Annotated in this window: 20 protein-coding genes; 15 read left to right on the top strand and 5 right to left on the bottom strand. The window is 56.8% G+C overall.

The window, feature by feature from the left end:
• The first annotated feature begins 149 nt into the window (after nt 1-149).
• Together RSK20926_RS10490 and RSK20926_RS10485 are read left to right on the top strand one after the other, a co-directional pair.
• Nucleotides 150-752, top strand: coding sequence for a superoxide dismutase (locus tag RSK20926_RS10490; protein ID WP_008206538.1), 603 nt, complete (start codon nt 150-152; stop codon nt 750-752).
• A 134-nt stretch (nt 753-886) separates the two neighbouring features.
• Nucleotides 887-1957, top strand: a complete 1071-nt coding sequence (locus tag RSK20926_RS10485; protein ID WP_157133085.1) for a hypothetical protein — start codon at nt 887-889, stop codon at nt 1955-1957.
• A 45-nt stretch (nt 1958-2002) separates the two neighbouring features.
• Here the strand turns inward: RSK20926_RS10485 and RSK20926_RS10480 are convergent, their stop codons facing one another.
• Nucleotides 2003-2551: a TIGR00730 family Rossman fold protein gene (locus RSK20926_RS10480; protein ID WP_037254708.1), complete on the bottom strand. Its 549-nt coding sequence runs from the start codon at nt 2549-2551 to the stop codon at nt 2003-2005.
• A 141-nt stretch (nt 2552-2692) separates the two neighbouring features.
• Between RSK20926_RS10480 and RSK20926_RS22065 the strand changes: the two genes are divergently transcribed.
• On the top strand, nt 2693-4822 hold the full coding sequence (locus tag RSK20926_RS22065; RefSeq protein WP_008206531.1) for a LysM peptidoglycan-binding domain-containing protein: 2130 nt from the start codon (nt 2693-2695) through the stop codon (nt 4820-4822).
• A gap of 150 nt (nt 4823-4972) precedes the next feature.
• Nucleotides 4973-6781 (top strand): ABCB family ABC transporter ATP-binding protein/permease, encoded by a 1809-nt coding sequence (locus RSK20926_RS10470; protein WP_442852520.1) that lies wholly within the window; start codon nt 4973-4975, stop codon nt 6779-6781.
• Between the two features lie 54 nt (nt 6782-6835).
• Here RSK20926_RS10470 and RSK20926_RS10465 read toward each other — a convergent pair whose 3' ends face one another.
• The 3 genes from RSK20926_RS10465 to RSK20926_RS10455 form a co-directional block, all read right to left on the bottom strand.
• Nucleotides 6836-7603: a PEP_CTERM-anchored TLD domain-containing protein gene (locus tag RSK20926_RS10465; RefSeq protein ID WP_008206528.1), complete on the bottom strand. Its 768-nt coding sequence runs from the start codon at nt 7601-7603 to the stop codon at nt 6836-6838.
• Between the two features lie 194 nt (nt 7604-7797).
• Nucleotides 7798-11592, bottom strand: a complete 3795-nt coding sequence (locus RSK20926_RS10460) for an efflux RND transporter permease subunit (RefSeq protein ID WP_008206518.1) — start codon at nt 11590-11592, stop codon at nt 7798-7800.
• Entirely contained in the window at nt 11589-12833 is a 1245-nt protein-coding gene (locus tag RSK20926_RS10455; protein WP_008206516.1) for an efflux RND transporter periplasmic adaptor subunit, read from the bottom strand. The genes RSK20926_RS10460 and RSK20926_RS10455 overlap by 4 nt, the downstream gene beginning before the upstream one ends.
• Nucleotides 12834-13113: 280 nt before the next feature.
• On the opposite strand from RSK20926_RS10455, the gene RSK20926_RS10450 reads away from it, so the two are divergent.
• The 5 genes from RSK20926_RS10450 (at nt 13114) to RSK20926_RS10430 (ending at nt 18714) form a co-directional block, all read left to right on the top strand.
• Nucleotides 13114-13785 (top strand): hypothetical protein, encoded by a 672-nt coding sequence (locus RSK20926_RS10450; protein ID WP_008206515.1) that lies wholly within the window; start codon nt 13114-13116, stop codon nt 13783-13785.
• A gap of 49 nt (nt 13786-13834) precedes the next feature.
• Complete coding sequence (locus RSK20926_RS10445) at nt 13835-15157, top strand: PQQ-like beta-propeller repeat protein (protein ID WP_037254705.1); 1323 nt, start codon at nt 13835-13837, stop codon at nt 15155-15157.
• Nucleotides 15158-15230: 73 nt separating this feature from the next.
• A complete protein-coding gene (der, locus tag RSK20926_RS10440) occupies nt 15231-16700 on the top strand; it encodes a ribosome biogenesis GTPase Der (RefSeq protein WP_008206513.1) in 1470 nt (489 codons plus the stop codon).
• Nucleotides 16701-17082: 382 nt separating this feature from the next.
• Complete coding sequence (locus tag RSK20926_RS10435; protein ID WP_008206512.1) at nt 17083-18036, top strand: fatty acid desaturase; 954 nt, start codon at nt 17083-17085, stop codon at nt 18034-18036.
• 63 nt (nt 18037-18099) lie between these two features.
• Nucleotides 18100-18714 (top strand): helix-hairpin-helix domain-containing protein, encoded by a 615-nt coding sequence (locus tag RSK20926_RS10430; protein WP_008206511.1) that lies wholly within the window; start codon nt 18100-18102, stop codon nt 18712-18714.
• Nucleotides 18715-18859: 145 nt separating this feature from the next.
• Here RSK20926_RS10430 and serS read toward each other — a convergent pair whose 3' ends face one another.
• Entirely contained in the window at nt 18860-20152 is a 1293-nt protein-coding gene (gene serS / locus RSK20926_RS10425; RefSeq protein WP_008206508.1) for a serine--tRNA ligase, read from the bottom strand.
• Between the two features lie 641 nt (nt 20153-20793).
• Between serS and yajC the strand changes: the two genes are divergently transcribed.
• The 6 genes from yajC to RSK20926_RS10395 form a co-directional block, all read left to right on the top strand.
• Nucleotides 20794-21072 (top strand): preprotein translocase subunit YajC, encoded by a 279-nt coding sequence (gene yajC, locus RSK20926_RS10420; protein WP_008206507.1) that lies wholly within the window; start codon nt 20794-20796, stop codon nt 21070-21072.
• 33 nt (nt 21073-21105) lie between these two features.
• Nucleotides 21106-22767 (top strand): protein translocase subunit SecD, encoded by a 1662-nt coding sequence (gene secD / locus RSK20926_RS10415; RefSeq protein ID WP_008206506.1) that lies wholly within the window; start codon nt 21106-21108, stop codon nt 22765-22767.
• A 2-nt stretch (nt 22768-22769) separates the two neighbouring features.
• Nucleotides 22770-23738, top strand: a complete 969-nt coding sequence (gene secF / locus RSK20926_RS10410; protein ID WP_008206505.1) for a protein translocase subunit SecF — start codon at nt 22770-22772, stop codon at nt 23736-23738.
• 211 nt (nt 23739-23949) lie between these two features.
• Nucleotides 23950-24303: an Mth938-like domain-containing protein gene (locus RSK20926_RS10405; RefSeq protein ID WP_008206500.1), complete on the top strand. Its 354-nt coding sequence runs from the start codon at nt 23950-23952 to the stop codon at nt 24301-24303.
• 126 nt (nt 24304-24429) lie between these two features.
• Nucleotides 24430-25044 carry a heme ABC exporter ATP-binding protein CcmA gene (gene ccmA / locus RSK20926_RS10400; RefSeq protein WP_037254702.1) on the top strand — a complete coding sequence of 205 codons (615 nt, stop codon included), beginning with the start codon at nt 24430-24432 and terminating at the stop codon, nt 25042-25044.
• Nucleotides 25041-25358 (top strand): heme exporter protein CcmB (locus tag RSK20926_RS10395; protein ID WP_008206495.1); only part of this gene is annotated, 318 nt, incomplete at its 3' end. The genes ccmA and RSK20926_RS10395, both read left to right, overlap by 4 nt.

The following is a 25358-nucleotide window of genomic DNA, read 5'->3' as shown; positions in this document are numbered from 1 at the left end:
CGCTGCGGTCCAGCTTCTTAAGATCATGGTGGCTTCCCCGAATATTGCACATAGAACATGCGCTCATTTCTACTCTTGGCTCTTGACCTGCCAAAGCCTGCGCCGCATGTATCTGCTCAGGAACGCAAACTTTTTGACAGGGGGCCCAAATGGCTTTTGAACTTCCCGATCTTCCTTATGCACATGACGCGCTGGCCGCCAAGGGCATGTCGGCAGAAACCTTGGAATACCACCACGATCTGCACCACAAGGCCTATGTGGACAACGGAAACAAGCTGATTGCCGGTACCGAGTGGGAAGGCAAGTCGCTGGAAGAGATCATCGTCGGCACCTACGATAAGGCTGCAGTTGCCCAGAATGGTATCTTCAACAACATCTCCCAGCTGTGGAACCACAACCAGTTCTGGGAAATGATGGGCCCTGGGACCAGCGCGATGCCGGGTGAGCTGCAAAAGGCTCTGGTTGAGAGTTTTGGCTCGGTTGATGAGTTCAAGTCGCAGTTTTCTGCCGCTGGCGCGGGGCAGTTCGGCTCTGGTTGGGCATGGCTGGTGAAAAACGCTGACGGTTCTCTGGCTGTGACCAAAACCGAAAACGGCGTGAACCCGCTTTGCTTTGGTCAGACCGCGCTGCTGGGCTGTGATGTATGGGAGCATTCCTACTACATCGACTTCCGCAACAAGCGCCCAGCCTACCTGACCAACTTCCTGGACAACCTGGTGAACTGGGAAAACGTGGCCTCTCGCCTGGGCTAAGGGCTAGGCCCTAGCCATATTTTGTTTTTTGAAACCCCGGAAAGGCTTTTCCGGGGTTTTTTTTGCATGTAAGCTTGCAGGATTAAGTTGTTTCAACTTTGACTAAGTTGCCGCATGGTTGATTTGGTTTCGTCTTGGGTTGCTCTGACAACCCTAGATTTGCTGCGGCTCCAATCGAAAGTACACTATTAGATTTTTTATTAGGGAACATTCAGATGCGATTTTTCTTAGTTGGTCTATTGGCCTTTTCCATTGCCTCCTGTGGTCTCATCCAGCGGGAAGTGGGTTACCCCGGTGGGAACTTGGGGTATGTTGCTGATCGGCAGGCGCTGTTTGCCAAGGCGCATGAGCAGAGGGTAAACCGTTTTATTCTGACGCTTGCGCTAACGGCACCATTTGTCACTGAAACAGTGCGTAGCTCTAGCGATGCCAAACTTACTTCAGCAGCGATCGCGGAGTTGTATCGTACCATAGACCAGCTGCAAAAAGCGCAACCACACTGTGCGCTGAGTTCAGATGGAAACAAGGTCACCTTGGCGAGCAACTGTACCGAAGCCAATCTGCGAAGTAATCAGCAGACGGCCCTGGATTTTGAATCATTGGCCTTTGTCGTCAATAAGTCTCTTTATGACATGCTTAAACAGGGCTTTGACAATCTCGATCTAAGAGCAAATGTGCGCCGCATCCTGACACTGGAACCGACCGAATTGCTTAAGGTTATTCTCAGAGCCCGCCATCTGGTTCCAGTGCTGATAGAGTATCTGGCGACCTATCGTGATGTGACCATCATCTTTGGTCAGTCCGTCGTGAAATCCTGCCTTGAACAGGCCCCTAAAGAGGGTTCTGCAATGCATCGGGCTTGCGGCAAGGTCGATCGTGCATTCGTGGACCTCCTGGATCGCAGCCGTGATGTCTCGGGGGATGTTGCTGCACAAGAACGCCCAATACGGGCCATTTATCATGCGTCTCACGAGGCGATAAATCTTGGCCTGGATTGGGCGCTGAGCAAGGAGCTGCGCATTGCATTGCTACACAAAGTGAACCGCGCCTGCCGTAAACTGGAACTGCTGGCACAAGTTGACGACCAGAGTTTCAAAGGATGCGCAATTGAATGGGGAGCTTCTGCCCAGAAGAACGGCACTCAGGCGAGGGAGATCGCCGGTCAGATCAATAGAATTGCGACACCTATTGCGCAGAACCAGTGAGTAGGGTTCTTCCTGAAAGTTGACGATAAAACTAAGTTTGGAGCCTTAGCCATTGGTGGCTAGGGCTTCTAAAGCCGCTGCAGGCGTTTCTACCCAGATCAGTGCCCTGGCAATACTCTCATCAGCAAAGCCTTGGTTGACGACATGATCAATGAGAGCGCGTAGCGGCTCCCAGTAGCCTTGGGTGTTGAGGATGAGTACGGGTTTATCGTGCAGCCCCAGCTGCGCCCAGGTGATGGCTTCAAACAGCTCATCCAGCGAGCCCATGCCACCAGGCAGGACGACAACCGCATCCGCATTGTAGAGCATGACTTTTTTGCGCTCATGCATCGTCTCGGTGACCACAAAGGTTGAGAGATCCTTTTTGGCGACTTCGCGTTTCACCAGATGTTCCGGCACCACGCCAAAGGTTTCACCGCCAGCCGCTTGCGCGGCGCGTGCCACCGTGCCCATCAGCCCGACATCACCTGCGCCATAGACCAGTCGCAGCCCCCGTTCGGCCAATCCGCGACCCAGAGCCTCCGCCGCCTTTTCATAGGCAGGCATTGCTCCAAAACGAGATCCGCAATAGACACAGACAGATTTAATGCTCATGGGGCGCCTTTCTTTGGAAAAACAAGGGGGAAAACAACTCCTGTTTTGACCCTTGATACCCGCCTTGGTAGGTTGCCTCAACCAATCAAGACGGCGCACCCGTCAAAGAAGGGGCCAGAGCGGCCCGGGGGAAGGAAAGACATGGCTGAGAAGACAGGAAGTGGCGGTTCTGGCGCAGTAGTGGCTGGAGCGGCGGGTGTCGGTGCAGCTACGATTGGAGGGCTGGTGCTCTGGCTCTTGGGTGTCTTTGACTCCGAACCGATAAAACCCACGCCGCGGGTGAGCGCAGAAAACAACCAGGGTGGCGAAATCAGTACGCCATTGGTTGGGACCTCTACTGTTGAAACAGCTGCAACAGAGGCCGACCAAGATACAACGCAGGCAACGGCGGAGGCTCCTGTTTCGGAACAGCCTACGACGGAAGCGACTGTGGCAGAGGCCGTGCCTCAAACTCCCGTAGCGCAAACTGCGACATCCCAAAGCACAGAAGACGAGAGTGTCACGACCAAAGACGAGGAGCAGGCCCAAGCTGCTGCGGAGGAGAGTGAAACCGCAACCTCGCCGGAGGCTTTGCCAAATGCCGAGGGGAATACGGTCGAGCAAACTGGAGAAGGGGACGTTGCCGTAGCGGCGCAGGAAAGCGCTTTGACAGAAACCGAAGCGCCCGAGGCAGAGGCCCAAACCGCTACCGCCGAGGCAACAAGCACATCGGATCCTGCTAATGATCAGGGCAGCAACACAGCGAGCTCCGAACCGGCTGGGACTACCGATGAGACCGCGACTACAGATCCCGTAGAGGGAACTGAAGACACAACGGCTCTGGCCACGTCCCAGGAAAATACCCCATCTGAGAGTTCGGTTGCAGCAGATGGCACCATTGATGATGCAACCTCTTCGCAGGCGGGGACTGCTCAACCTGAGAGTTCAGGTGCGGAACCCTCTGCGTCGCTTGAAACATCTGAAGCGGGGGCCGATCAAGCTGCAGAAACTGTCAGCTCAGAATCTTCTGCTACGGGCGCTGGCACTGAAGAAACGCAGCAAGAGATAGCCGCTGTGGCTTTGGTGGCTCCGGCGCTGGATCTCGTACGGGTTGATCCAAATGGCGAAACCGTGATTGCCGGACGCGCAGAGGCGCTTAGCCAGTTGGATATTCTGCTCGATGGGGAAGTGTTGGACCAGATCACGGTCCAGCCAAGTGGCGAATTTGTAGCCTTTGCCTCTCTGCCTCTGAGTGGGGAACCCAGGGTGATCAGTCTGCGAAGCCGGGTTGGGGAGCAGGAGATTTTCTCCGAGGGAAGCTTTATCCTCGCACCCGCCAATCCTGCGCCGGTTCCTCCTGTTGTTGTCGCCACTGCGGAGGAAAGCACCGGAACACAGGATGAGATCAACGAGACGGAAGCCTCTGCCCAAGTGCTCCTGGAAGAGGGGGCAGATAATTCCGCAGAAGTCCCCGCATCTACCGCCTCTGAGCCTCAGCAAGTCGCAGACGCAGAGCTGAGTGCGGAGAGTGCGCAAGAGGAGGTGGTTGCCCTGGCAACACCAAAGGATCTGAGCAGTGAAGCTGCCGGTCCCATTGACAGTGGTGAGACTTCCACCTTGGAGCGGCCTGCGCCGCAGGCCGCAGCCCAGGAGGTTGCAACGGCAGCGCAGCCAGAGAGCGTAGCCGCAAGCGGCACTGAGGCAGGCGCAACTGCCTCCACCGGATCCGCGCCACAGCCAGAGCCTGCACCGGTTGCTGTGCTACGCGCCGATGCCTCGGGTGTGACGGTTGTTCAGCCCGTGGCGGAAAAACCCTTGAACAAGGTTGTGCTGGATACCATCAGCTACTCCGATGAGGGCGAGGTTCAGATCGCAGGGCGATCACATGCGGGGTCTGTTGTGCGGGCTTATCTGAACAATCGTCTCGCCAGCAGTTTTACCGCTGGGAATACCGGCAGCTGGAGTGGCGCGCTCGAACGTGTTGACCCTGGTGTCTACACTCTGCGCCTGGATGAGCTGGATGGCACGGGGGCGGTGCTCAGCCGCTTGGAAACGCCCTTCAAACGCGAAGCGCCTGAGGTTTTGCAGGCCCCAAGCGGGGAGGCCTCTGACCCGGTGTCCGCGCCCTTGGTTCGTGCTGTCACGGTACAAAAGGGTGACACCCTTTGGGCAATCTCACAAGAACGCTACGGAAATGGGTTCCTTTATGTGCGGGTCTTTGAGGCCAATCAGGATGCCATTCGCAACCCTGACCTGATTTATCCCGGTCAGGTTTTCACAATTCCGGAATAGCCAGATTGACTCGCTGGCCGCTGGATCGATCCTACCACTAGGTCAATCAAACAAAAACGCGCCCTTTTAGGGCGCGTTTTCTGCGACAGTCATGGCAATACGCGACGCCAGCGCATAGATGAAACCGGTATACCGTTTGGGGCAGGGCAGATGAGAGCGATGACAGACGAGACAGCCAGCGATGAGCGCCGCTCCGGCCTCAGGACCCTGCGGCGCATGGGGCCCTATCTGTGGCCTGCAGAGGCGCCTTGGGTCAAACGGCGCGTGGTGCTGGCGCTGGCGGTGCTGGTTCTGGCCAAGCTGATCGCGGTCTATACCCCCATGCTCTACAAAGCTGCTGTTGACAGCCTGGCGGCGGAAGGGCTGCCGCCGCTGGCGCTTGGGGCGGTAGGCCTGACCGTGGCCTATGGCATGGCGCGCATTCTGACCACGGGGTTTCAGCAATTGCGCGATGCGGTCTTTGCCCCAGTCGGTCAGCGGGCGCTACGACGTTTGGCGCTTGAGACCTTTACCCATATTCACCGCCTCTCGATGCGCTATCACATTACCCGCAAGACAGGGGGGCTGAGCCGCATCATCGAGCGCGGCGTCAAGGGTGTCGAGTTCCTGCTGCGCTTCATGCTGTTCTCCATCGGGCCTTTGGTGCTGGAGCTGCTGCTGGTCGCCATCATCCTGACGGTGCTTTTTGATGTCTGGTATCTTGTGGTCGTCGCCGTCACCATCGCGCTTTATGTCTGGTTCACCTTTGCGGTGACCGAATGGCGGGTGAAGTTGCGTCGTGAGATGAACAAGCAGGATACGGATGCCAATCAAAAGGCGATCGACAGCCTGTTGAACTTTGAAACGGTAAAATACTTTGGCGCCGAAGCACGGGAAGCAAAGCGCTATGATGGCGCTATGCGGGCCTATGCGCAGGCCGCCCTGAAAACGGCCTATTCCCTGGCGTTTTTGAACTTTGGCCAGAGCATCTTTATCACCGGCGGCCTGATCGCGGTCATGGTCATGGCTGCTATCGGTGTGGAACAGGGACATCTGACCGTTGGCGATTTTGTCATGGTCAATGCCTATATGATCCAGATCACCGTGCCGCTGAATTTCCTGGGCACGGTCTACCGCGAAATCCGTCAAAGTCTGGTCGACATGGGGGAGATGTTTGACCTTTTGGAACAGCCCGCTGATGTTACCGACCGGGCCGGGGCTGGGAAGCTGAGGGTCAATGGCGGCACCATTCGGCTGGAGGATCTGCGCTTTGGTTATGACAGCAACCGTGAGATCCTGAAGGGGATCACGATGGAAGCCAAGGCGGGTCAGACCCTGGCGATTGTTGGCTCCACCGGTTCCGGAAAATCCACCATCGGGCGGCTGTTGTTCCGCTTCTATGATGTGACCGGGGGCCGCCTGATTATTGACGGGCAGGATGTGCGCGACGTCACCCAAGAAAGCCTGCATGAGGCCATCGGGGTTGTGCCGCAGGATACGGTGTTGTTCAACGATACCATCCGTTACAACATCGCCTATGGCCGTGATGGGGCACGCGAAGAGGATGTGATCCAGGCGGCGCGGGATGCGCAGATCCATGATTTCATTGCAGCCCTGCCAGAAGGCTATGAGACCCAGGTTGGCGAACGTGGCCTCAAACTCTCTGGAGGAGAAAAGCAGCGGGTTGGGATCGCCCGAACTCTGCTAAAGAACCCGCCAATCCTGCTGCTGGATGAGGCAACATCGGCCCTGGATACCGAGACCGAACAAGAGATCAAACAGGCGCTGGAGCGGGCAGGAGAGGGGCGCACGGTTATCACCATTGCGCATCGACTCTCCACCATTGCGGAGGCTGACAGGATTGTGGTTTTGGAACAGGGCGAGATTGCCGAGAGCGGTACTCACGAAGAGCTGCTAAAGGCGGCAGGGCGCTATGCGCAGCTCTGGCAGAACCAGCAGGCAGATCAGGATGCGGCCTAGCTTAGGGCTTGGCCGCATCTGTTCTTTGGCGTGATTAGGCTTTGTGTGACGAGCTCAAGCGGCTGAGCGGCGGCGCCTATTTGCGCCAAAGCCTAAAAGAGCCAAGCCGCCTGCCAGCAATGGGAAACCCGCAGGCAGAGGAACCGGTGCGATGGGGGAAGCGGTGGCAAATGTGTAAACTTCCAACGTGTTTATCGACCAATGGCTATAGTGGTTCCCTGAATTCCCACTTCCGCCCCCACTGTCGCCTGCAACGCTAATCTGGCCTTGGCCAACATCATAAGTATAGCTGTAGCTATAGCCATCATGATTTGGGTGACTGTTGTTCCCATTGTAGGTTCCCAGGACACCAAACCCCGCGACGATATCATGGCCGCCGCCAAAGGTCGGGAAGTAATTCGGGTGTACGTAGATGCTACTCAGGTTGTGTTGGGTGGTTTGCCGCTCACCCGTGGTCAAATTGAACAAGAAGGCCGTGGGATCGTTGTAGTAGGTAGATGAACCGCCCCAATCCAGCGCAGTATAACCACCAATTCGGGCATTGCTGCCATCACCCATCGTGATGTCGAAAATTGAAATAGTCGGACCCTGTCCATCGACAGCAGCATGGAAGCTCGCTGCGGTGGAAACCCCAGCTGTGCCAGTCCAGATATTGGTGAAATCCTGATCGCCCAGCCCCAGCCAGGTTTCGAACTGATCCGCCTCTGATCCGCTAAGAAGGCTACCGCCAGAAACGACCCCTGCCTGCGCAGCTGTGCCCAGCAGGGTAGTGCAAGCTAAGGAAACTAGAAGGGATTTCATTTTACCGATTTGTTTCGTCATCGAAAGAACGCTCCACAAAAAACAGTTAAAAAATGGCAGCAAAACGCCGCTCAAAATTTAATGAACTATTAACTTTTATTAAGTCTCGGTTTGCGAGTCAAATTTGCGCACAATTTTGACCAGCGATGTGCTTCGCTCTCCGAACCAAAAAGCCCCGCACAGGGCGGGGCTTTGGGTCTTGGTTTTGTCAGGTCCTACTCGGCGGCGCGTAAAGCGCCAGAGGGCGGATCATTGGGCGTGCCCTCCTCTGCCTCAACCGGTGTAGCAGGCTTGGGTGCATCCCACATGATCTCTGTCGAGGGCAGTTTGCGCGCCTTCTTGGCCAGCCTCATGTCCTGTGCGATGCGACTGGAGCGCCCGCCAGTGATCCGCGCAAGGATGCGGCCCATCCAGGACATATAGGTCGAGAGCCAGACGCGGATCGACAGCAGAGATGGGGTCACCACCAGTGTCAGAACCGTTGCCACGCCAAGGCCAAAAACCACGGCCGTTGCCAGCTGTTTCCACCACAGCGCGGTGGGGCTGTCGATGGTATAGCCACCCCCGATGAAGTCGAGGCTGATGCCAAACATCATTGGCGCAAGACCGGCCATGGTCGTCACGGTAGTCAGCAGCACCGGACGAATGCGGGCCTCTGCGGTGCGCACGATGGCTTCGATCCGGGGCATGTGGCGGCTGAACTCCTGATAGGTATCGATCAGAACAATATTGTTGTTCACCACGATCCCGGCGAGCGCCACGATGCCTGTCCCGGTCATGATGATCGAGAAGGGCTGCTGCATCACCAGCATGCCGATCAGTACACCGGTGGTGGAGAGGATCACCGCCAGAAGCACCAGAACCGCATTATAGAAGGAGTTGAACTGGGCCAAGAGGATCACGAACATCAACCCCAAAGCCCCAAGGAAGGCCTTGGACAGGAAGGCGCCGCTTTCCTCTTGTTCCTCCTGATCGCCGGTCCATTCCCAGGTAACGGCACGGTCCAGGGGCTCTGTTTCCAGCCACTTTGTCAGCTCTGCAATCCGCTCATTCGGATTGACGGGGATGAGTTTAGCCTCCCCATCAAGTGCTTCCTGCAGGCCATCGCTGTTCTCCGCGTCAACCAGTTCGAACAAGGTATAGTTCAAACCATTTGGCGCAGAGTAGACGGCATCACTGGCCTTTAGGCCTTCGGGCAGCACCTTGAGCAGGGCAAGGGTGGATTCAACCCCGTCTTCCGCCGCGATTGTCAGCTTGCTTAATCCCGGCTCAACATCGGCTTTGACTGTGTAGAAGCGCTCTTGGTCGATGCGGCTGATGCTCGCCAGTTTGGGCACTGGCTGGCGGGTGATAAAGTTCGACAGGGGAACCAAGCCGTCTGCGGTGCGAACCTTTAGGTTATCGAGCGTCGCCAGAACCCGGTCCTGGTCCGGGAGGCGAACCCGGATCTCGATCTCCTCGTCAGAACTGTCGACACGCATGGTATCCAGCAGGATCCCACGGGTCACCAGCTGCACCATGCCGCCAACGGTGGCGACATCGGCGCCGTAGCGACCGGCCTTTTCCACATCAACGTCGATTTGCCAATCGATACCCGGCAGGGGCAAGGTGTCCTCGACCAGGATCAGGCCAGGGGTTTCATCAAAGACCGACCGGACCATTTCAGCGGAGGTCGTAAGGGCGTCCCAACTGTCACCTCGGACCCGCAGATTGATCGGCTTGCCCGACCCAGGGCCTTGCTCCAAGGCCTTGACCTCAACCATAAATCCGGGGATCTGCGCCAAAGAGGCGGTGAGCTCATCCAGAACGGTATTGCCGTCGAATTTGGTTGCGGTGACCTCTCGGGACAGTAACCCGAAGAACCAGGTTTCGCTCTGGGTGGGGCGATCTTCCCAGGGGATGATCTCAAACTGGACCTGTCCAATGGTATCGGCAGGCGATTGGCTGGCACCAGGCCCGCCGGTGTCCAGACCACCTTCGCCTGCAAAGGAAAAGACATTCACCACGGCCGGATGGGCCTTGATGATCTCTTCTGCCTCGCGGACCATCAGATCCTGCTCGGCCAGACTGATGTTGCCACGGGCGCGGACATAGGCGGTTGCCTGTTCAGGTTCGTTTTCGACGAAGAATTCGACCCCGTAGTTGTTCTCACCAAAGGTGGCAAAGACCGTCATGATCCCAAAGCCAACGGCTGCGAGTGTCACAACCGGCATGATTGGATTGCCGGCAATGAACTTGATCACATAGCCAAAGGCGGTGTGATGATAGCCCGCTTCAACCCGCTTCTCACGGCGCACGAACTTGGCAGCCCCAAGGGTGATAGAGGCGGCAAAGGCGGACAGAATGAAGATCAGCCCGCCAAAGGCAAGACCCGCAAGGGGCGCGGTCCCTTCGGACAGTAGATAGCTGGGGTTCAGCATCTGCATGGCACCAGCAAAGATGCCCCAGAGCGCAGGCAAGACCAGTGGCGCACGGATCCACCAGGGCAGAACAGCGCGCATCGCATTTGATGCCCCTTCGAAAACGCGGCTCATCCGGCCAGAAACGCCGCCCATCACGGGGAGATAGATCAGAGCCACCACCAGAGAGGCGGAAAGAACAAAGATCAATGTGACCGGCAGCATGCCCATGAATTCACCCGGGACACCGGGCCAGAACAGCATTGGCAGGAAGGCGCAGAGCGTGGTCGCTGTGGACGAGACAATGGGCCAGAACATGCGCTGTGCCGCTTCGACATAGGCATGCATCGGGCCCGTACCCTCTTTGATGCGCTTGTCGGCATATTCAACCACCACGATGGCGCCATCCACCAGCATGCCCACGGCGAGGATCAATCCGAACATTACGATGTTCGAGATGGAAACACCCATCAGTGCCAGGAAGGCAAAACACAAGAGGAAGGAGGTCGGGATGGCAAAGCCTACCAAGAGGGCGGCACGGCTACCAAGGGAGGCCAAAACCACGATCATGACCAGGGCAACAGCAGTCAGAACCGAACCTTCCAGCTGGCTCACCATGGAGCCGACAACGCGGCTCTGGTCGTTGGAGGTTCCCAGAGTTACGGCTGCACGCAGCTCTGGGGGCCATTTAGCCTGTGCTTCGGCCAGAACGGTTTTCACCTCATCCACTGTGTCGATCAGGTTGAAGCCCTTGCGTTTCACCACCTGCAGGGCAACGGTGTCTTCACCATCGAAGCGGGCTGTACCTTTGCGATCCTCAAAGGTGTAGTTGATCTGTGCCAGCTCCCCGAGCGTCACAACCCGGTCGCCATTGGTTTTGATCGGAAGGGAATAAATGTCCGAGACGTCGTTGAAAGAGGAGGGGATCTTGACCGAGAAGGTCCCTTGTTCGGTCTCAACCTCGCCTGCCGCGATTAGCTGGTTGTTGTTTTGCACAACGGTGATCAGCTCTGGTGCGGTAATGTTGTAGCTTTCCAGCCGCAAAGGATCGATCACAACTTCGACCATTTCGTCTCGGTTGCCCGCGATACCAGCCTTTAGCACGGAATCCAGCGCCTCAACCTCATCCTGCAGGTCTTTGGCGATCCGCGCCATGGTCCGTTCAGGCACGGCACCGGTCAGGTTGACGATGACGATCGGAAACTCAGAGAAGTTGATCTCGGTGATATCGTATTGCTCAGCACCATCCGGGAAATTGGCCTGTGCCGTGTTCATCGCATCCCGCACATCGGCAATCGTCGCACTCTTGTCCCAGCCAAAGTCGAACTCCAGCAGGATACCGGCGTAATTCTCGGCGGCGGTGGCCGTCATCTTGTCTAGCCCATCGAGATCTACCATCTCGGTTTCCATGGGCTTGACCAGCAGGCTCTCACTGTCTTCGGCGGAGATGCCGGGGAATTCTACCGATACAAAGAGCATCGGGATGTCGATGTCGGGCTCACCCTCTTTGGGCAGCACTGAGTAGGCGAACCCGCCCACCAGGATCGAGATTGCAATAAAAGCCAGGACCATCCTGGCACGATCAGCAGCCCAGGAGACGATACCTATCATTGGCTTGCCTCCCGGTATGCCGGTGCTACGGCGACGCCTGAGGTGACAAACTCTTGTCCTACGATGATGACATCAGCCTTTTGCGGCAGGCCAGAGACCCAGACACCGTCTGCCTCATCACGCAAGAGATCCACAGGGAAGAACCCGGCGGTCTGATCCTCACGCACGACGCGCACGCCTAATTGCCCCTCATTGTTCAAGGTCAGGGAGGATTGCGGCAATTTGTGAGCGGTGGCGCCATCAGCAGAGATCGCAATATCCGCGGTCTGACCATCGCGGATCGCTAGATCTGGATTGGGTACAGAGATTTCAACTTCAAAGGTACGGGTTGCGGGGTCAGCGGCGCGGCTGACAAAGGTCACTTTCCCCTGGACACGGTCACCGGTTGCCAGCTCTGCCCCGGCCAGGGCATCCAGAGCAATGCGATTGACCTGAGTTTCCGGCACAAAACCCACCAGTTTCATGGTGTCGAGCTGGATAACTGTGGCGCAGAGGTCGCCTGGAAGCATCAGGCTGCCGATCTCGGCGGTGTCGCTTTCCAGATGCCCGTCAAAGGGGGCCGTGATACGCAGGCGGTCGATTTCTTTTTCGGCAGCAGCAACCGCGGCCTGAGCGGATTCAATCCCGGCGCGGGTTGTTTCAAGCCCTCCCAAAGCGCTGGCAACCCCGGCAACCGCAGAGCGTTCCGTCGCTTTGGCAGCTGCAAGGCGCGTTTCAGAGGCATAGCCGCCTTCGGAAAGCTTAGAGGCGGCCGTCAGGTTGATTTTCGCTTCACTCAAACGGGCGCGGGCTTCCTCTACACGGGCTTCTGCTTCTGGCATTCTGGCGCGCGCTTCGATCAGGCGTGCCTGGGTTTCCAGCAGGCTGGCAGGACGCGTTCCAGGATCAAGTTCGCACAGGAGATCCCCTGCTTTGACCTGAGCGCCTCTGCGTTGGGGTTCTGAGATTACAATGGCAGAGGTTTCTGCCCGGACATTGACCTGGCGCACGGCCTCAGTCATGCCGCGCAGGATCACTGCGCTGTCAAAAACGCGGGCTTCGCTATGCATGGCGACTACACCCACGCGGTTCTCGGCCACTACGGCTTCAACGTCCTGTTCAGCTGTTGTTTCGTTTGCTGCTGTGGTGGTGGCAGCGGGGTCCTGGCCGCGGGCAAAAGCCAGGAGCGTCTCTCTTTCGATGACCAGAAAATACAAGCCAAGCGAAACCAAAATGGCGGTTATAAGGGGAATCAATTTCATAGCGGGCCTTCCAGAAAATCTGACCGTCTGGTGAACAGGGTGACCAAACACACCCGGGATCCCGCCAGATCCCGGGTGAATTGATAGTCGGCATATAGGTATTGTCTACACTAAACAGAACAGTTTAGGTCACAAATCTTGCTGTTTTTTGCAAATTTGAGGTGGTTTCCCTGAAGACGCGGCTCTTGGCTTGCCGCCTGTAGCAGGTTAAGAGGAGCAAAATAGTTCAATACATCGGGCTGAAATTGGGCGTGATGTGGCACTTCAGGGGCGATTTGGAATGAGCGATACCGATAGTTTTATTGAAGAGGTCACCGAAGAGGTGCGCCGAGATCGCCTCTTCCTGATGCTGAAGCGATATGGCTGGATCGGTGGGCTGGCGGTGATCTTGATCGTCGGTGGTGCCACGTTCAGAGAAATCAATAAATCCAAAGCCGAAACAGCGGCGCAGGATTTAGGTGATGAGCTTTTGGCAGCGCTTGTTCACGATGAGGATGCAAAGCGGGCCGAAGCGCTGAGTAAGATCGCTGCAGATACTGAAGGCGGCAAAGCCGTGGTCGCCCTGCTTCAGGCCGGTGCTTTGGTGAATGCGGATGACCGCGATGCGGCTGTTGCACGGCTTGAAAGCGTTGCCGTTAACGGAGAGCTGCCGATGATCTATCGTCATATCGCCAGCTTCAAAGCGCTGCTGCTGCAGCAGGAGAGCCTCAGCCTTGAGGAGCGTCGCATTCAGTTTGAGGCTTTGGCCCAGCCGGGTGCACCGCTGGCATTGCTTGCTTCTGAACAGATTGCTCTTTTGGAAATTGAACAGGGCAATACCGAGGCGGCGATTACTCGCTTGCAACAGATTACAGTTGATGCATCTGCGGCTGCGGACTTGAAAGAACGCGCCTCGCAAGTGATTGTAGCACTTGGCGGCTCGCTGGATTCTGGCGCAGGGCCGGAAGGGTAACAACCACTGCAAAAAGCGGTGGAGATAGACAAGGGTTTGCGGGGCAGAGATGACGATGATTAAGCCAGTTTCTATGGTTCGAAGCCTGTTGTGTGGTTCAGTCCTGGCCTTCGGCCTGAGTGGCTGTGCAGAGCCTGAGTTGATCCTCCCTGGTAAGCGAGAAGCGGTGCGTTCCGATGCGGATCAGGATGTCATCAATCAGTCGGTTGCGATTTCACTGCCCAAACAGGTTGCAAATGCCGCCTGGGCCCAGAGCCACGGTGATCCGCGCCATCGTACATCGCACCCGGCACTTTCTTCCTCCCCACAGCTGTCCTGGGCGACGCCAATTGGGGCCGGTGACAGCCGTCGCCAGCGCATCACGGCGCGTCCCGTAGTGGCTGAGGGTAAGGTCTTTACCCTTGATAGCGCCGCGCAGATCTCTGCGGTCAGTTCCAGCGGGCAGGTTCTCTGGCAACAGGATCTCCTGCCTGCGCGCGATGACGAGGGCCAAGCCACCGGTGGTGGCATGGCCTATGACAATGGGGTTCTCTACATTTCCTCTGGCTATGGTGTGCTGACAGCACTGGACGCAACAAGTGGAAAACAAATTTGGCGTCAGGAGTTGGAAGCAACTGGGTCCGGAGAGCCAACCATTCGCGATGGTTTGGTCTATCTCGTTGCCGGCGATGATACCGGCTGGGCCGTGCACACCAAGGATGGACGCATAGCGTGGCAGATAGAAGCGACACCAAGTGCGTCAAACGTCTTGGGCGCGCCAGCACCGGTGATCACCAGCGATTTGGCAATCTTTGCTTTCGGATCGGGCGATCTGCTTGCAACCTTCCGCCGTGGTGGGCTACGCCGCTGGAGCGCCTCCGTTGCCGGGCAACGGATTGGCAGAACCCTGTCTCGGATCAGTGATGTAACCGGCGCGCCTGTGATCGTGGGCAACAAAGCCTTTGTTGGCAATCATTCCGGCCGAACTGTTGCTTTTGACATTCGCAATGGCGACCGTATCTGGACCGCCCAAGAAGGCGCGATCGGTCCTGTTTGGCCCGCAGGAAACAGCCTGTTCCAGATCAGCGATCGTCATCAGCTGCTGCGCCTTGATGCGGGCAGCGGCGAGGTCCTCTGGGCCGTGGATCTGCCGGGCTTCCTAAAGGACAAACCCAGCAAGCGAGGTGCAATCGTCGCGCATTACGGACCGGTAGTGGCCGGCGGGCAGGTAATCGTTGCCTCAAACGACGGCCAGATGCGTTTCTTTGACCCGCGTGACGGGTCCGTAACTCGCGTCGCCGAAGTACCGGGTGGCGCATCCACTGCACCGGTTGTAGCTGGACGCACTCTATACTTGGTTTCGAGCAAGGGTGAGCTGCTCGCATACCGCTAATGCGCTGATGGCTCTGGTCGTTGGTGCTTAGATGCGCTATGGGGCGCGTCTGAAACGCTGAAAGTTTGGTCCGATGTCCTTTACCCTTGCTATCGTGGGGCGCCCGAATGTGGGCAAATCCACATTGTTCAACCGCCTTGTGGGCAAGAAACTGGCCCTGGTCGATGACCAGCCAGGGGTGACACGCGACCTGCGAGAGGGTGAGGCCAAGCTGGGTGATCTGCGCTTTACCGTCATCGACACAGCGGGCCTGGAAGATGCCACCGACAACTCGCTCGAAGGCCGTATGCGCCGCCTGACCGAGCGTGCGGTGGACATGGCTGATATTTGTCTCTTCATGGTGGACGCCCGCGCAGGCATCACTCCGGTGGATGAGGTCTTTGCCGAGATCCTGCGCAGAAAATCCGCCCATGTGATCCTTGCTGCCAACAAGGCCGAAGGCAATGCCGCCGAGGCGGGCGTGCTGGAAGCCTATGGCCTGGGTCTGGGCGAGCCAATTCCCCTGTCCGGTGAACATGGTGAAGGCATGCCGGATCTCTATTCGGTGCTGATGCCTCTGGCTGAGAAGTTTGAAGCTGAAGCGGTTGATCATTCTCCTGTTGTCGATCTCGAACTGGAAGAGGATGACTATTGGGATGAGGATGATATCCCGGCGGCCCCAGTTCCTACCCGTGAAAAACCTTTGCAGGTTGCAGTTGTCGGCCGTCCTAATGCGGGTAAATCCACCCTGATCAACAAGATACTGGGCGAAGATCGCTTGCTGACGGGGCCAGAGGCTGGGATCACCCGCGATGCGATCTCGCTGCAGGTGGACTGGTCCGGCACCCCGATGCGGATCTTTGACACTGCAGGCATGCGCAAAAAGGCAAAGGTGCAGGAGAAGCTGGAAAAGCTTTCTGTTTCCGATGGATTGCGGGCGGTGAAATTCGCCGAGGTCGTCGTGGTGCTGCTGGATGCGGATATTCCCTTTGAACAGCAGGACCTGCGCATTGCCGACCTGGCAGAACGCGAAGGCCGCGCCGTGGTTGTTGCGGTCAACAAATGGGATATCGAGGACAATAAGCAGGAAAAACTGCGTGACCTGAAAGAGGCCTTTGGTCGCCTGTTGCCACAGCTGCGCGGTGCCCCACTGATCACAGTTTCTGCCAAGACTGGCAAAGGTCTGGAGCGGCTGCATGATGCCATCATGCGGGCCTATGATGTTTGGAACCGGCGCATTCCTACTGCGGCCCTGAACCGCTGGCTGACGGGCATGCTGGAGCAGCACCCGCCCCCTGCTCCGCAAGGCAAGCGCATCAAGCTGCGCTATATGACCCAGGCAAAAACGCGTCCTCCTGGCTTTGTTGTCATGTGCTCGCATCCGGAAAAAATCCCGGCGAGTTACACCCGCTATCTGGTAAACGGGTTGCGGCAGGATTTCGATATGCCTGGTTCGCCAATCCGGCTGACGATGCGCGGGCAGGGGGACAAGAACCCTTACAAAGGCAAGAAAAAAGCAGCGCCCTCCAAGCTTAGAAAGCACCTGGAGGGCCGCAGGGACTGATCCCGGCGGGAAGCAGTACTTCCTTTATCTGATTTGTCAAAGCCCCTCTAACGCCTGTTTAGAGGGGTTTTTTTGTGCTTACCCTGCCAGTATTGCCTGCTGTTTTGAGGCTGAAGCGCATGCTTCAATGGTGCAGGAGGCTTCCATTTGGTCTGGGTGGATTTCTATCCTTGGCGGTGTTCTTTGACGCGGAATTACTTAAGGCTGATTGAAATGTAAAACGAGTTGATTAAGTTAATCGTTGATTAACGATGTACTTGCCGCTGTGGCGCAACTCCGAATGGGGCTGCCCTTTGAACGCGTGGCTATATTTTGAATTTTGCTCCCTTCCTTTTCTTAGGATTTCAAGAGGGTGTCACAAAGCGGAATTAGGGATAGGAATATGGACCTGAGAGCGTATACGCGTGACTATGTCGAGAAAGACAATTGGCTGGCTTCGCTCAGCTATTTCGGCACTTTCGTAGTGTATTTCTTGAGCCTCACGACCGCGATCACTTTTTCTGACAGGTGGGTCCTGCTGCTTCCCGCTGGGGTGGTTTTCGCTTTTGCAGCGGTGCGCCTTTATGTTCTACAGCATGACACCGGGCATCATTCGTTGTTCAAAACGCGTCTGCAGAATGAAATTGCAGGCCATGTGCTGTCTCCCTTCACCTTTGCACCTTTTGAGGTGATGAAGCAGAACCACAACCTGCATCATGCCAATATTGGCAACCTGGAGCATCGGGAGACCGGGGAAATTCACACGATGACTCTACGCGAATGGCAGGTGGCCGGGTTCTGGGAAAGGCTGACCTATCGTCTTTACCGTAACCCATTTGTACTGGTTCCCATCGGCTCTGCCTTTACCTACTTCATTCGCTATCGCTGGCCTAAAAATACCATTCGTTATGGTGTACTCGGTGTCTTGCTACACAACTTGGTCATAGTCGCTCTCTTGGCTGCGCTTTATGGTCTGGCTGGCAGTAGCGGTGTTCTGATCTGGCTGCTGTTTTCCTTCATTGGTGGAATGATTGGGGTTTTCCTTGTCTATCTGCAGCATAATTTCGAAGATACCTATTGGGACCGACGCCCCGATCTGAACCCGGCAGAGGCGGCATTGCAGGGATCATCCTGTTTGGATTTTGGCTGGTTCTTTGATTTTGCGGTGGCCAATATCACCCTGCATGACATCCATCACTTCAATGCCCGCATTCCCAGCTACCGCCTGCGTCAATGCCATTATAACTTACCGCTAGAAGTGGCACCGCGCCGCATCAAATTCGCAGAAGCGATCAGGGCGCTGTCCCTAAAGCTCTGGGATGAGGACAAAAAGCGCTTGGTTCCCTTCCCAGGATAATCACGCTGTGCAATGGTTTCGCTAGAGTGTTATGAGCATGCGAATTTGGAGGGGTGAGAGATCATGACAGCGAATACGGAATTGACGGGTGTTGGCCCGGCACTGGCCAAGTCGCTGACAAAGGGTGGGCTGACCAGTGCAGAGGCCGTTGCATCTGCAACGCTTGAGGACTTGATCCGTATTCCCGGAATTGGCGCGGCGAGAGCAGCAGGGCTGATGAAAGCCGCAGAAGGGTTTCGCGAGAGCGCGCCGCCCGCAAGACCCAAAGCGGCAAAATCGACAGTCAAGAGATCTACGCCTGCAAGGGAGAAAGGCCCGACCCCTGCGAAAACCTCTGTGAAAAATGCGGAACCCGCAGTGCAGGATCCGGGAAATGAGAAAACCCTCAGCCTGGCCTTAGCCGCCGCAGAGGCCGCCCGAGAAGCGGCAGAGCTGAAGGCAAGCAAGGCCAAAGCCAAGGCGAAAAAGGCTTCTCGTAAGGCGCAGAACCTGATGGAAGAGGTGGCTTTGGCCAAGGAGAAAGCCAAGGCCAAAGCCAAAAAGGTAAAGGCCAAAGCCCGCCGTGCCATCGAAAAGGAGAAGGCCAAGGCCCAGGCCATATTGGAAGCTCGGGACAAAGAGGCCCAGGATAAGGTGGCCAAGAGATCCAAGGCGAAGAAGAAAAAGAAGAAGGGCTGAGTGCCCCCCCCTTCTACCTCGCAGAGGTCCTGGTGGGTTTCAGATTTCATCCTGTTTGCTGGATTTGCAGGTCAGAAATGCAAAAGGCCGGTGCGATTTGCACCGGCCTTTTATGTACTCAGATTATCTACTTAGGGCTATGAGATTAAGCCAAAACGCCTTCGGCTGTCAGGGTCAGTTTGCCGCCCAGGTAGGGGGATAGGACCTCTGGTAGTTTGACCGAACCATCAGCTTGTTGACCGTTTTCCAGAACAGCAATCAGGCAGCGGCCAACCGCCAGGCCGGAACCGTTGAGCGTATGTACAAACTCGGGCTTGGCACCTTCTTCCGGGCGGAAGCGTGCATTCATGCGGCGGGCCTGGAAATCACCGGTGGTCGAGACCGAGGAGATCTCGCGGTATGTATCTTGACCGGGCAGCCAGGCTTCGATGTCATAGGTGCGGCGCGCGCCAAAGCCCATGTCGCCGGTGCAAAGCACAACGGTACGATAGGGCACATCCAGTTTTTCTAACAGGCCCTCGGCGCAACGCAGCATACGCTTTTGCTCGTTGTCGCTTTCATCGGGACGAGTGATCGAGACCATCTCAACCTTCTCAAACTGGTGCTGGCGCAGCATACCAGAGGTATCTTTGCCCGCACTACCGGCCTCAGAGCGGAAGCACTGTGTATGGGCGGTCATGCGGATCGGCAGATCCCTAGCATCCAGCACGTCGCCAGCAACCGAATAGGTCAGCGTCACCTCGGAGGTAGGAACCAGCCACCAGCCATTGGTGGTCTGATAGCTGTCATCGCCGAATTTTGGCAGTTTATCTGTGCCATACATGGCTTCATCGCGGACCAGCACCGGGGTCTGCACCTCGGTCAGACCGTTTTCGTCTACGTGGGTGTCGACCATGAATTGCGCCAATGCGCGGTGAATGCGGGCAACCCCACCTTTCAGGAAGACAAAGCGCGCGCCAGAGGTCTTGGCCGCGGTCTCAAAATCCATGTTGGCGGCAACGCCAGTGATCTCAAAGTGTTCTTTGGCGTCAAAATCCAGCTCTGCTGGGGTGCCCCAGCGGTTTACCTCGACATTGTCGTCTTCATCGGCGCCCTCTGGCACATCTGCGGCCGGCAGGTTGGCGATGCGCGCCAGAATGTCGGTCTGCTTGGCGTCCAGCTCCTTGGCTGCATTTTGCAGTGCGGCAACTTCTGATTTCTTTTCAGCCACTTCAGCGCGCAGGCGCTCGAATGTCTCATTGTCACCCTTGGCCTTGGCAGCGCCAATTTCTTTGGCGGCCTTGTTCTGTGCGGCTTGAGCGGCCTCTGCCTCCTGGATCTTGGCGCGACGCTCTTCGTCCAGCGCCAGAATCTCTGACGACACGCCCGCATCCCCACGCCGCGCCAAAGCGGCGTCAAATGCAGCAGGATTTTCGCGGATTGCACGTATGTCATGCATGGTGTCGGCTCCTCGACGGTTTTGAATCAATATTGAACCTATGGCGCAAGGGTTACCAAAGAGGAAGAGGGCAGGGGCAAAACCTGGGAAATGTTGTAGGCAAGACCTGTTTGATTAAACCTAGGCCGGTCCCAACCGGCCTGCGCCCGACCCTCCCGTCAAACCAAAGGTTTGCTTGCAGCAAAGGGGAGGGCGCTTCACGCCCACCCAGAGTCAGGCGCTGTAGCTATTTTCGAGGCCAAATCTTATCCTGTATGCCTTCCATCGGTGACGAATACTCTCACGAGAAAGTACCTGTTTGCTCCGATGCTTGGGTCGTTACAGGAGAGTTGGGATTGAAACTGTCGCATCGGCGTAGACCGAAAGTAATTTTGCGTCATCTAATCAACCTATCGAAATGTCGCCTCACAATTTCACCCTGTGGTTTAGAGGTCAAGCTAGGTGGGTGCGGCTCTCTGCCTTGGGTCGGCACCTGTGGAACTCTCCGAACGCCGCATCTTGCCCCCTCGTTTTATTCAGCTTTTCAGGGTCAAAACCTGCGCTTGCCTTGCAATGCTTAGACCCAGCGCATAGGTTCGCCGCAAATTCACGGCACCCTGCAAAAGGCGTGCTGCACAGGTAGAAGGAAGACCCCCTTGGATATGAACGCGATTGGCCAGTTTCTCCCCCTCATCCTGATCTTTGCGATCATGTATTTCCTGCTGATCCGTCCGCAGCAGAAAAAGATGAAAGAGCACCAGAACATGGTGAACAACGTGCGCCGTGGGGATCAGGTCGTGACCCAGGGTGGCCTCATCGGCAAGATCTCTAAGCTGAAAGACGACAATGAGGTTGAGGTCGAACTGGCCGAGGGCGTCAAGGTGCGTGTGGTGAAATCCACCATTGCTCAGGTCATCAGCAAGACTGAGCCCGCATCCTAAGCACCCCTCGTAACAATCTGAAAAGGCAGGGCAATGCTGCAAATTGATCTCTGGAAAAGGGTTCTCATCTGGCTGGTCTGTGTGACCGGCCTTTTGCTTGCCCTGCCAAATGGGTTTTACACCCGCGTCGAGCAGGCCAATGATGCCGCCGCGGAAATCATCGCCAAGGGTGAGACGCCGGAGCGGTTGGAAATTGCCGGTCAATGGCCGGATTACTTGCCGTCCTCGCTGGTGAATCTGGGCCTGGATCTGCGCGGTGGCGCGCATCTCTTGGCTGAGGTGCAGGTCGAAGATGTCTATGCCGCGCGCATGGACGCGCTCTGGCCAGAGGTGCGTGATGTGCTGCGGCCCGAACGGGCAACCGTTGGCAGCTTCCGCCGTCAACAGGCGCCTGAAGGAGAGATTCGTCTGAAAATCTCCAAACCCGAAGGCATGGCGCGAGCGCTGGAGCTGGTGCGCGGACTGGCGAGCCCGATTACCAGCCTCACCGGGGCCGGAGCCAATGACATCGAAGTGTCAGGCGCTGACGACATCATCACTGTGCAACTCTCCGAGGCAGAAAAACTGGCCTCTAACGATCGCACCGTGCGACAGTCGCTGGAGATCATCCGCCGCCGGATCGATGAGGTTGGTACGCGCGAGCCCACAATCCAGCGACAGGGTGCGGATCGGATCCTGATTCAGGTGCCCGGTATCGGATCTGCTTCCGAGTTGAAGGCACTGATTGGTACCACGGCGCAGCTGACGTTCAATCCGGTTGTGGGCCGGGGCTCTGACCCGGACGCTTCTGCCGGAGTAGGCAACAAGGTTGTCCCCTCAATCGACGAGCCGGGAACCTATTACACCATTGAGGCCGCACCGGTTGTAACCGGTGAGGAACTGGTCGATGCGCAGCCTTCCTTTGATCAGAACGGCCGCCCGGCAGTGAACTTCCGGTTCAATACCTCCGGTGCGCGCAAATTTGGTGATTACACCGCCGAAAACATTGGCGCACCCTTTGCAATCGTCTTGGATGATGAAGTGATCTCTGCTCCGGTGATCCAATCCCATATCCCGGGCGGTTCCGGCATCATCACTGGCAATTTCACCATCGAAGAAAGCACCAATCTGGCGATCCTCTTGCGCGCAGGTGCCCTACCTGCGGGTCTCGACTTCCTTGAGGAGCGCACCATTGGGCCGGAACTGGGCCAGGACAGCATTGATGCAGGCAAGATTGCAACCGTGGTGGCCTTTGTCGCGGTTCTGGTCTTTATGGCGCTGAGCTATGGCCTCTTTGGTATCTTTGCCAATGTGGCGCTAATCCTGAACGTGGCGCTGATCTTTGGCTTCCTCAGCCTGATCGGGGCAACGCTGACATTGCCGGGCATCGCCGGGATCGTCCTGACGGTTGGTATGGCGGTAGACGCCAATGTTCTGATCTTTGAGCGGATCCGTGAAGAGCTGAAGGCGGGGCGTGGCCCGGCCAAAGCAATCGACGAGGGCTATTCCAAGGCGCTGAGCGCCATTCTGGACGCCAATATCACCACTTTCATCACGGCTGTGATCCTCTTTGCCATGGGTTCCGGACCGGTACGTGGCTTTGCCATCACCTTAGGGATGGGCATTTTGACCTCGGTCTTTACCGCGATCTTTGTCACCCGCCTGATGATTGTCATGTGGTTTGAACGCCGCCGTCCCAAAGCGATTGAGGTCTGATCATGCGACTGAGACTTGTTCCCAAAGAAACCCGCTTTGATTTCTTCAGCAAATGGAAGGTCTGGGTTGGATTCTCCGCCCTCTTGATGGTGCTGAGCCTTGTTTCCTTTGGCCTTCAGGGGCTGAACTTTGGCATCGACTTCCGGGGTGGTACCACGGTGCGCACCGAAAGCACCCAGGCGGTGGATGTGGGTGCCTACCGTGACGCGATGGCACCGCTGGGGCTGGGCGATATCTCGATCACCGAGGTGTTTGACCCTACTTTCGAGGAAGATCAGCACGTCGCCATGATCCGCATCCAGGCGCAGGAAAGCGGGGAAGCGATCTCCGGTGAGGTGATTGGTAAGCTGCAGGCGGCCCTAGATACCGCGGCACCCGGCATAAAATTTGTCTCTGTTGAATCCGTGGGCCCCAAGGTCTCGGGCGAGCTGGTGCAGACGGCGATCCTGGCGGTTGCTTTGGCGATTGCGGCGGTTCTGATTTACATCTGGCTGCGCTTTGAATGGCAGTTTGCCCTGGGTGCGGTTGCGGCCCTGGTGCATGACGTGGTGCTGACCATCGGTATCTTCTCGGCGTTGCAGATCAAATTTGACTTGGCGATCATTGCCGCATTGTTGACCATCGTTGGTTATTCGCTCAACGATACTGTGGTTGTCTTTGACCGGGTGCGTGAGAACCTGCGTCGTTATAAGAAAAAGGCGCTGGATGAGGTGTTGAACCTCTCGATCAACGAAACCCTCAGCCGGACGGTGATGACTTCTGTCACCACCCTGCTGGCGCTGATCTCGCTTTATGTGCTGGGCGGGGATGTGATCCGTGGCTTTGTCTTTGCGATGATCTGGGGCGTTGTGGTTGGTACCTATTCTTCGATCTTCGTGGCCTCCACCATCCTGTTGCGTCTTGGGGTCAAGCGGGATTGGAGCAAGAAGACCGACACCACTGGCAATCAGTTCTCAAACATCGACGCCTGACACGGAGATGGGCTGAAGCTCTTTAACCCCCTTTGCGACGGGTGGATTTCTAGCAAAAAGCCGCGGATCATTTCCGCGGCTTTTTCTTTTCTGCGAACGGGGGAGGCGCGAAATTCTTTGGCTTTCGGTTTAGTGTGGCAGATGTCTATGTTAACCGAAGCAATAGCTAGGGATGGAACCGCCATTCCGAAGGAAAGGGAGGGGATCCGTCATGCGCCTGAACGAAGTCAGCTACAGCGATGCAGTACCTATTGATGGTTATGGGCCAGGTTTCTTTCGTATCGGCGGTGAGCTGCAGGAGGGGGCTATGCTTGTCAGCGCCGCTGGCATCGGACCCTGGAACGGCTTTGATGACAGAGAGACTTTGTTGGATCTTGCGGGGCAGATTGATGTGCTTTTTGTTGGAACGGGGGCTGAGATTTCGCATATCCCGCAGGCCCTGCGCCGTGCGCTGGAGGATGCAGGGATTGGTGTTGAAGTGATGAACTCGCCCGCGGCCTGCCGGACCTACAATGTGCTTTTGTCCGAAGGGCGTCGCATCGCCCTGGCTGCCCTTCCTATCTAGGATTGCCCCAGTGTCTAAGCCCCATCAGTGGAAAAATCGCAACAGCTGCAAAAGCTTGATTTGCCGCAAGGAAGATGGCGCGGCTTTGTGGTCTTGCGGCATGGGCAAGAGGATAGGCCGTATTTCATGGTGCTGACAGTTTCAGATCTGAGGATTGCTAGAGGCGGTATTCCGGTCCTGGAGGGACTGGGGTTTAGCCTTGTGCCCGGCCGTGCTTTGATCTTGCGTGGCCCCAATGGTAGCGGCAAAACCACTCTGTTGCGAACCATTGCGGGGCTGCAGCCTGCTCTGTCAGGGGAAATCAACGGAGCTGAGGATCAGATTGCCTATGCAGGTCATTCAGATGGCCTGAAACAGGCCCTGACGGTTGCCGAAAACCTGAGGTTTTGGGCTGACGTCTTTGGAACAACAGGGATTGCGCCAGCCCTTGCGGCTTTTGATCTTAATAGCCTTGAGAACCGGCCGGCTGGTGCGCTCTCTGCGGGGCAAAAACGCAGGCTGGGACTGGCACGAATGCTGGTTACAGGCCGCCCGATCTGGGTCATGGATGAACCAACGGTCAGCTTGGATCAGGCTTCGGTCGCTTTGTTTGCCGCTGCGGTGAAGGCCCATCTGCAAGGTGGCGGCGCTGCGCTGATCGCGACACATATCGATCTGGGCTTGGAGGCAGAGGTCCTGGATGTGGGGCCCTATAAGGCGAAGTTGTCGGCGCTGGATGATTTTGACGGAGACTTCCTGTGATTGCGCTCTTGCTACGGGATCTACGCCTTTCGGTGCGGGCGGGCGGGGGATTTGGTCTTGGGTTGGCTTTCTTCCTGATCGTAACGGTTATGGTGCCTTTCTCAGTTGGGCCACAATCAGAGCTTTTGTCTCGCATCGCGCCGGGGGTTCTGTGGCTTGGGGCGCTGCTCTCTTGCCTTTTGTCGCTGGATCGGATGCTGGCGCTTGATTGGGAAGACGGCTCGCTGGACCTGCTGGCAACAGCGCCTTTGCCCCTGGAGGCGGTGATCACCATCAAGGCCTTGGCCCATTGGATTACCACTGGTCTACCACTG

Source organism: Roseobacter sp. SK209-2-6, assembly GCF_000169455.1.
GTDB lineage: Bacteria > Pseudomonadota > Alphaproteobacteria > Rhodobacterales > Rhodobacteraceae > Pseudophaeobacter.
This window is presented reverse-complemented; position numbering and strand designations above follow the sequence as displayed.

Excerpts from the sequence above, each read along its gene's own strand:
- RSK20926_RS10490 (WP_008206538.1), top strand. The coding sequence starts at position 150 with ATGGCTTTTGAACTTCCCGATCTTCCTTATGCACATGACGCGCTGGCC.
- RSK20926_RS10480 (WP_037254708.1), bottom strand. The coding sequence starts at position 2,551 with ATGAGCATTAAATCTGTCTGTGTCTATTGCGGATCTCGTTTTGGAGCA.
- RSK20926_RS22065 (WP_008206531.1), top strand. The coding sequence starts at position 2,693 with ATGGCTGAGAAGACAGGAAGTGGCGGTTCTGGCGCAGTAGTGGCTGGA.
- RSK20926_RS10470 (WP_442852520.1), top strand. The coding sequence starts at position 4,973 with ATGAGAGCGATGACAGACGAGACAGCCAGCGATGAGCGCCGCTCCGGC.
- RSK20926_RS10465 (WP_008206528.1), bottom strand. The coding sequence starts at position 7,603 with ATGACGAAACAAATCGGTAAAATGAAATCCCTTCTAGTTTCCTTAGCT.
- RSK20926_RS10460 (WP_008206518.1), bottom strand. The coding sequence starts at position 11,592 with ATGATAGGTATCGTCTCCTGGGCTGCTGATCGTGCCAGGATGGTCCTG.
- RSK20926_RS10455 (WP_008206516.1), bottom strand. The coding sequence starts at position 12,833 with ATGAAATTGATTCCCCTTATAACCGCCATTTTGGTTTCGCTTGGCTTG.
- RSK20926_RS10450 (WP_008206515.1), top strand. The coding sequence starts at position 13,114 with ATGAGCGATACCGATAGTTTTATTGAAGAGGTCACCGAAGAGGTGCGC.
- RSK20926_RS10445 (WP_037254705.1), top strand. The coding sequence starts at position 13,835 with ATGACGATGATTAAGCCAGTTTCTATGGTTCGAAGCCTGTTGTGTGGT.
- der (WP_008206513.1), top strand. The coding sequence starts at position 15,231 with ATGTCCTTTACCCTTGCTATCGTGGGGCGCCCGAATGTGGGCAAATCC.
- RSK20926_RS10435 (WP_008206512.1), top strand. The coding sequence starts at position 17,083 with ATGGACCTGAGAGCGTATACGCGTGACTATGTCGAGAAAGACAATTGG.
- RSK20926_RS10430 (WP_008206511.1), top strand. The coding sequence starts at position 18,100 with ATGACAGCGAATACGGAATTGACGGGTGTTGGCCCGGCACTGGCCAAG.
- serS (WP_008206508.1), bottom strand. The coding sequence starts at position 20,152 with ATGCATGACATACGTGCAATCCGCGAAAATCCTGCTGCATTTGACGCC.
- yajC (WP_008206507.1), top strand. The coding sequence starts at position 20,794 with ATGAACGCGATTGGCCAGTTTCTCCCCCTCATCCTGATCTTTGCGATC.
- secD (WP_008206506.1), top strand. The coding sequence starts at position 21,106 with ATGCTGCAAATTGATCTCTGGAAAAGGGTTCTCATCTGGCTGGTCTGT.
- secF (WP_008206505.1), top strand. The coding sequence starts at position 22,770 with ATGCGACTGAGACTTGTTCCCAAAGAAACCCGCTTTGATTTCTTCAGC.
- RSK20926_RS10405 (WP_008206500.1), top strand. The coding sequence starts at position 23,950 with ATGCGCCTGAACGAAGTCAGCTACAGCGATGCAGTACCTATTGATGGT.
- ccmA (WP_037254702.1), top strand. The coding sequence starts at position 24,430 with ATGGTGCTGACAGTTTCAGATCTGAGGATTGCTAGAGGCGGTATTCCG.